The organism is Streptomyces sp. WAC05292 (genome assembly GCF_003949955.1).
In the GTDB taxonomy this organism is placed as follows: Bacteria; Actinomycetota; Actinomycetes; order Streptomycetales; family Streptomycetaceae; genus Streptomyces; species Streptomyces globosus.
Window position 1 is genome coordinate 1 of record NZ_RPSE01000337.1, and the last position, 7086, is coordinate 7086.

Consider the following 7086-nt stretch of genomic DNA (forward strand, 5'->3'; position numbering starts at 1 on the left):
CACCCGGAGTCCCCCTTGGCCACAGGCACCCGACCTCCCCGCCCGCCGTCCGGCGTCCACGGCGCCTCCCGCGCCGCGATCCGCGCCCGCCACCTGCGCACCGACCGGTGGTGGCTGGCCCCCGCCGGCACGGCGGCCGGGCTGCTCGCCTTCGTCGCCTACTCGACGTGGCGGGCCTTCGCGAACGCCGACTACTACGCGGCCCCCTACGTCTCCCCCTTCTACTCCCCCTGTCTGGCAGAGAACTGCGAGGAGATGCGCGGCGGCCCCAACCTCGACCTCGTCGGCGGCTGGTGGGGCCTGTCCCCCGCCCTGCTGATCCTGGTCTTCCCGCTCGGCTTCCGGCTGACCTGCTACTACTACCGGAAGGCCTACTACCGGGGCTTCTGGGCCTCGCCGCCCGCCTGCGCCGTCGCCGAGCCGCACTCCCGGTACACCGGCGAGACCCGCTTCCCGCTGGTCCTGCAGAACCTGCACCGCTACTTCTTCTACGCGGCCGTCCCGGTCGCCGCGATCCTCACCTACGACACCGTCCTCACCTTCCGCGACGCGGACTACGCGTGGGGCCACATGGGGGCGGGGACGCTGCTGTTCCTCCTCAACACGGTCCTCATCTGGGCCTACACGCTGTCCTGCCACTCCTGCCGGCACATCATGGGCGGCCGCCTGAGGCACTTCTCCAAGCACCCCGTCCGCTACCGGCTGTGGGGCTGGGTCAGCCGCCTGAACGCCCGCCACATGCAGCTCGCCTGGGCCTCGCTCGTCAGCGTGGCCGCCTGCGACCTGTACGTGTACCTGCTCGCCACCGGCGCCTTCACCGACCCGAGGATCTTCTGACATGGCCCAAGTCGACCGGCAGCAGTGGGACGTCGTCGTGGTCGGGGCGGGCGGCGCCGGCCTGCGGGCCGCCATCGAGGCGCGCGAGCGGGGCGCCCGTACGGCCGTGGTCTGCAAGTCCCTCTTCGGCAAGGCCCACACGGTGATGGCGGAGGGCGGGATCGCCGCCTCCATGGGCAACGTCAACGGGCACGACAACTGGCAGGTGCACTTCCGCGACACGATGCGCGGCGGCAAGTTCCTGGGCCAGTGGCGGATGGCCGAGCTGCACGCCCGGGAGGCTCCCGACCGGGTCTGGGAGCTGGAGACCTGGGGCGCCCTCTTCGACCGCACCCCGGACGGCCGGATCTCGCAGCGCAACTTCGGCGGGCACGAGTACCCGCGCCTCGCGCACGTCGGCGACCGGACGGGACTGGAGCTGATCCGCACCCTCCAGCAGAAGGCGACCGCCCTCCAGCAGGAGGACTTCGCCGCGTACGGGGACCACGAGGCGCGCCTGAAGGTCTTCCAGGAGTGCACGGTGACGCGCGTCCTGAAGGACGGCGGCCGCGTCGCGGGCGCCTTCTGCTACGAGCGGGAGAGCGGCCGCTTCTTCGTGCTGGAGGCGCCGGCGGTGGTCCTCGCCACCGGCGGCATCGGCAAGTCGTTCAAGACCACCTCGAACTCCTGGGAGTACACGGGCGACGGGCACGCGCTGGCGCTGCTCGCCGGAGCGCCCCTGGTGAACATGGAGTTCGTGCAGTTCCACCCGACGGGGATGGTCTGGCCGCCGTCCGTGAAGGGGATCCTCGTCACCGAATCGGTGCGCGGCGACGGCGGGGTGCTGCGCAACAGCGACGGCAAGCGGTTCATGTTCGACTACGTCCCGGACGTCTTCAAGGACAAGTACGCCCAGACGGAGGACGAGGCCGACCGCTGGTACGAGGACCCGGACGGCAACCGGCGCCCGCCCGAGCTGCTCCCCCGCGACGAGGTGGCGCGCGCCATCAACGCCGAGGTCAAGGCGGGCCGCGGCTCCCCACACGGCGGGGTCTTCCTCGACGTGTCGACGCGGATGCCCCCCGAGAGGATCAGGCGGCGGCTGCCGTCCATGTACCACCAGTTCAAGGAGCTGGCGGACGTGGACATCACCGCCGAGCCGATGGAGGTCGGGCCGACCTGCCACTACGTGATGGGCGGCGTCGCGGTCGACTCCGAGACGGCCGCGGCCGAGGGCGTCCCCGGGCTGTTCGCGGCGGGCGAGGTCGCCGGCGGCATGCACGGCTCGAACCGGCTCGGCGGCAACTCGCTCTCGGACCTGCTGGTGTTCGGGCGGCGGGCCGGACTGCACGCCGCGGCCCTCGCGGCGGCGCCGGGCCGGCGGCCGCAGGTCTCCCCCGAGCAGGTGGACGCCGCCGCGGCGGAGGCCCTGGCCCCGTTCCACGCGCGGGAGGGCGCGGAGAACCCGTACACCCTGCACCAGGAGCTGCAGAGCGCGATGAACGACCTCGTCGGCATCATCCGCCGCGAGGACGAGATGGCGGAGGCGCTGCGCAGGCTGGCCTCCCTGCGGGAGCGGGCCGCCCGGGCGGGCGTCGAGGGGCACCGGCAGTTCAACCCCGGCTGGCACCTCGCACTGGACCTGCGGAACATGCTGCTGGTCAGCGAGTGCGTGGCCCGCGCGGCCCTGGAGCGCACCGAGAGCCGCGGCGGGCACACCCGCGAGGACTGCCCGGCGATGGAGCGCCACTGGCGGCCGGTGAACCTGCTGTGCCGCCCGGTGGAGCCGCCTCCGGCGGACCCGTCCGCAGGCCGGATCCGGCTGGAGCGGGTCCGCACCGAGCCCATCCGCCCCGACCTGCTGGCGCTCTTCGAGAAGGAAGAACTCGTCAAGTACCTGGCCGAAGAGGAGCTCCCCGATTGACATCCTCCCCGCCCTAAAGGACGGGGATTCCTGGCTCACGTTGGCTGGGGACCAGCGGTCCTCCGGCTCTTACACGATCAGCACCAGCCGGGTTGAGACCAGCCCGGACCAGCATCACGCGGGCGGAGTTCTTGTCCCGGGGGGACACGGCTCCGCACGTAGTGCAGGCGTAGGTACGTTCCGAAAGGGGCAGTGCGTGCTTGGTTCTCGCTCCGCACGCCGCGCAGTCCATGGTGGTGTGCGCGGGGTTCACGAGGCGGATGTCCCGCCCGTGTTTGCGGCCCATCTCGATCAGGGCGGTCTTGGTGGCGCCGATCGCGGCGTCGGCGGCTTTACGGGCCATGGTGGACTTGGCGAGGAACTTCGGGCGGAAGTCCTCGACGGCGATCACGTCGTGGTCGCGGACGACGGCCTTGGCCCACTTGCGGCCGGTGTCCTGGCGCTGCCGGGCGATCTGCTTGGAGACCTTCGCGGCGGCGGTGCGGGCCTTGCGGTAGCCGGCGGTGTCGGGCCGGTTCTTCGGGGTGGCGCGGCGGGCCGTCATCCGCTGGTAGCGGGCCAGTTTCGCCGCGGCGGTCCTCCCGTGCTGCGGGTGGGGGAGGTCGTGGGCGTCAGAGGTGGTGGTCGCTGTTTCCCTGACGCCCCAGTCGATGCCGATCGCCCGGCCGGTCGCGGGCAGCGGCTGCGTCTCGACGGCGATGACGAACGAGGCGTACCAGTGGCCGAGGCTGTCGCGGTAGACGCGAACCGACGTCGGTTCGGCCGGCAGGTCACGGGACCACACCACCGTCAGGACGGTTCCGCCGGCCAGGTACAGGCGCCGGTCCTTGAGGCGGAACCCGCGGCGGGTGTAGTTCAGCGACGGCGCGGCCTCGCGCTTGCGCTTGATCCTCGGCATCCCGGCCCGCTGCCGCATCGGCAGACCGGCCTTGATGTCCCCCAGCGCCTTGGCGCGGGACGTGGCGAAGTCCCGGATGATCTGCTGCTGAGGGACGGACGCACCCTCACGCAGCCAGGTCATCGACTGCCGGGCCTCGGTCAGCAGCTTGTCGAGCTGCGCCGGACCGCACGTCGTCTTCTCGGCGGCGCCCCGGTTCGCGGCGTGGACCTTGCGGGACATGGCCACGCACTCGTTCCACACCCACCGGCAGCGCGCCCACTCGACCTCCAGGCCCGCGAGGGCGGTCGACGACACGCGCAGGCGGTAGGTGTACCGGGCGTGCCCGGCCTCCTCCACCGCTCGTGGTGTCGTCATGGTGTCACTCTAGCACTACGATCAAGGGTATGGATCATGAATCACGCATCACACTCCGCCTCCCCGCCGACCTCCACGCATGGCTGGTCGATCAGGCGAAGGCTGCCCATCGGTCACTCAACTCCGAGATCGTCCACCGCCTTGAGGGCGAGCGCGCCGCCGTCCGGGATCGCGCCGAATCGCCCTGACGGCGATTCGGCTTCCCCTGCCCTGCTCCGCAGGAGTCCGATTCCTCCCCGGCCTGAAGGCCGGGGCATCCTCGGAGGAACCCGGTGACGACATACGACGCCCGGTTCCGGATCTGGCGGGGCGACGCCGAGGGCGGGGACCTGAGGGACTTCACGGTCGAGGTGCACGACGGCGAGGTCGTCCTGGACATCGTCCACCGCCTCCAGGCCACGCAGGCCCCGGACCTGGCGGTGCGCTGGAACTGCAAGGCCGGCAAGTGCGGCTCGTGCAGCGCGGAGGTCAACGGGCGGCCGCGGCTGATGTGCATGACCCGCATGTCGGTCTTCGACAGGGCGGAGACGGTCGTGATCACCCCGCTGCGGGCGTTTCCCGTCGTCCGAGACCTGGTGACGGACGTGTCGTTCAACTACCGCAAGGCGCGCGAGGTGCCCGCCTTCGTGCCGCCGGAGGGGGTCGGGCCCGGCGAGTACCGGATGCAGCAGGTCGACGTGGACCGCTCGCAGGAGTTCCGCAAGTGCATCGAGTGCTTCCTGTGCCAGGACACCTGCCATGTGGTGCGCGACCACGAGGAGAACAAGGAGGCCTTCGCCGGACCGCGCTTCCTGATGCGGGTCGCCGAGCTGGACATGCATCCGCTGGACGCGGCGGCCGCGGCGGGCCTGGACCGCCGGCGGACGGCGCAGGAGGAGCACGGGCTGGGCTACTGCAACATCACCAAGTGCTGCACGGAGGTCTGCCCCGAGGGCATCCGGATCACCGACAACGCGCTGATCCCGCTGAAGGAGCGGACCGCCGACCGCAAGTACGACCCGCTGGTATGGCTGGGGAACAGGATCCTCCGGCGGCGCCCCGACACCGAGTAGCCCGCGCCGCCGCCCCCTCCGGACCGCCGGCGGGGGCGGCGGCGCTGCGGTCGCGGGGCCCCGGGGGCGGTCATACGCTCCCTGCGTGACCCCGTCGAGACGCAATGCCGCCGGGAGGCCCGGCCCCCGGGCCGGGCTCGCGCTGGGCGCCGCGCTGCTGGCCCTCGGCGGCTGCGCGGTGGCCGGGGCGTCCGCCGCCCGGGCCGAGGACCCCGTCAGCCTGTCGGAGCAGGGCCAGGTCACCGACCGGGTGGGGGCGCTGGGCGGCCGGGAGGCCGCCGTCGCCGCCGCGCTGGACCGGCTGTACGAGCGCCGCCGCATCCAGCTGTTCGTCGCGTACGTACGGGACTTCTCCGGGCGCTCCCCGCAGGGCTGGGCCGACGCCACCGCGCAGCGGAACGGCCTCGGGCGGGACGACCTGCTCCTCGCGGTGGCGACCGGCGACCGGCGCTACGGCTACTCGGCCGACACCGACTCCGGATTCACCGAGGACCAGCTGGCGGAGGTCGCCCGCGAGGCCGTCGAGCCCGCCCTGCGGGCCCACGACTGGGCGGGCGCGGCGATCGGCGCGGCCGACGGCTACGACGCGGTGCTCGCCGGCCGGCCCGTCACCGCGCCGCCCCTCACACCGGGCCCGGCGGACCCGGGCGGCGGGTCGGGGTCGGCTCCGGGCTGGGCGGGGGACCTGGTCCTCCCGGTCGTCGCCGTCGGCGCGGCCGGGGCGCTCGCCGCGTACGCGTACTCCCGGCGCCGCCGCGGGGCAGGGCGGGACGGCGGCCGGACGACGACCGGCTGGGGCGGGCAGCCGGAGACGGCGACGGCGGTGCCGCTGCTGCAGTTGGACGCGCGGGCGCGGGCGCTGCTGGTGGAGACGGACGACGCGGTCCGCACGTCCGCCGAGGAGCTCGGCTTCGCGGCCGCCGAGTTCGGCGACGAGGCGGTGGCCCCGTTCACCCGGGCGGTGGAGTTCGCGGAGGGCGAGCTGACGGCCGCGTTCCGGCTGCGCCAGCAGCTCGACGACGCCTACCCGGAGGACGACGCGGCACGGCGGCGGATGCTCGACGAGATCGTGGCCCGGTGCAGCGAGGCGAACCGGCGCCTGGACGCGGAGGCGGCGGACTTCGACCGGCTGCGCGACCTGGGGCGCAACGCCCCGCGGGCGCTGGCCGCCGCGCAGGAGCGGGCGCGGGACCTCGCGGGGCGCACGGCGACGGCCGCGGCGACGCTGACGGCACTGCGCGGCCGGTACGCCGACTCCGCGTCCGCGCCGGTCGCCGGCCACGCCGAACGGGCCGCGGACCGGCTGGCGTTCGCCGGTGAGCAGCTCGACGGGGCGCGGGCCGCCGTCGGGGCGGGGGAAACCGGCCGGGCCGCCGTGCACGTACGGGCCGCCGAGGGCGCCGTGGACCAGGCGGCGATCTCGGTGGACGCGGTGGAGCGGCGGGCGCAGGAGCTCGCGGAGGCCGCGGGGAAGCTGCCCGGGGCGCTCGCGGAGACCGACGCGGACCTCGCCGACGCGCGCGGGCTGCTCGCCGCGGCCGCGGCGGGGACGCCCGCCGGGGACCTCGGCGGGCGGATCGCGCGGGCGGAGGCGGTGGCGGCCGCCGTGCGGCAGGAGGTCGCGGCCGGCCGGTACGACCCGCTCGACGCGCTGCGCCGGGTCGAGGAGGCGGACGGGGCCCTGGACGAGGCCCTGGCCGGGGCCCGGGAGCAGGAGTCGGGCCGGCGGCGGGCGGCCGCGCTGCTGGACCGGGCGCTGCTGACGGCGCGCAGCGCGGTCGGGGCGGCGGCGGACTACGTGACGACGGCCCGCGGTGCGGTGGGCAGCGAGGCCCGGACGCGGCTGGCGGAGGCCCGGCGGCACCTGGAGCGGGCGCAGGCCCTGGCGGAGCCGGATCCGCCGGCCGCTCTGGCGGAGGCGCAGCGGGCGGACGGACTGGCCCGGCAGGCGCAGGAGCTGGCCGAGCGGGACGTAGGGGAGTACCGGGACCCGTACGGCGGCCCTGCCGGTCCCGGCGGCGGGTGGGGCGGCACGGGCG

At 74.4% G+C, this 7086-nt stretch carries 6 protein-coding genes; 5 read left to right on the forward strand and 1 reads right to left on the reverse strand.

The window, feature by feature from the left end; all coding sequences use genetic code 11:
- The first annotated feature begins 15 nt into the window (after positions 1-15).
- Entirely contained in the window at positions 16-837 is an 822-nt protein-coding gene (locus EF903_RS25860; RefSeq protein WP_125547074.1) for a hypothetical protein, read from the forward strand.
- A gap of 1 nt (position 838) precedes the next feature.
- Positions 839-2740, forward strand: coding sequence for a fumarate reductase/succinate dehydrogenase flavoprotein subunit (locus EF903_RS25865; RefSeq protein WP_125547076.1), 1902 nt, complete (start codon positions 839-841; stop codon positions 2738-2740).
- 13 nt (positions 2741-2753) lie between these two features.
- Here EF903_RS25865 and EF903_RS25870 read toward each other — a convergent pair whose 3' ends face one another.
- On the reverse strand, positions 2754-3995 hold the full coding sequence (locus tag EF903_RS25870; protein ID WP_185902826.1) for an RNA-guided endonuclease TnpB family protein: 1242 nt from the start codon (positions 3993-3995) through the stop codon (positions 2754-2756).
- 29 nt (positions 3996-4024) lie between these two features.
- On the opposite strand from EF903_RS25870, the gene EF903_RS25875 reads away from it, so the two are divergent.
- From EF903_RS25875 to EF903_RS25885, 3 genes are all read left to right on the forward strand, one after another.
- On the forward strand, positions 4025-4183 hold the full coding sequence (locus EF903_RS25875; RefSeq protein WP_125547078.1) for an Arc family DNA-binding protein: 159 nt from the start codon (positions 4025-4027) through the stop codon (positions 4181-4183).
- 84 nt (positions 4184-4267) lie between these two features.
- Entirely contained in the window at positions 4268-5047 is a 780-nt protein-coding gene (locus EF903_RS25880) for a succinate dehydrogenase/fumarate reductase iron-sulfur subunit (RefSeq protein ID WP_125547080.1), read from the forward strand.
- An 85-nt stretch (positions 5048-5132) separates the two neighbouring features.
- Positions 5133-7086, forward strand: a 1954-nt coding sequence (locus EF903_RS25885; RefSeq protein WP_399421697.1) for a TPM domain-containing protein, incomplete at its 3' end; no start/stop codon positions are given.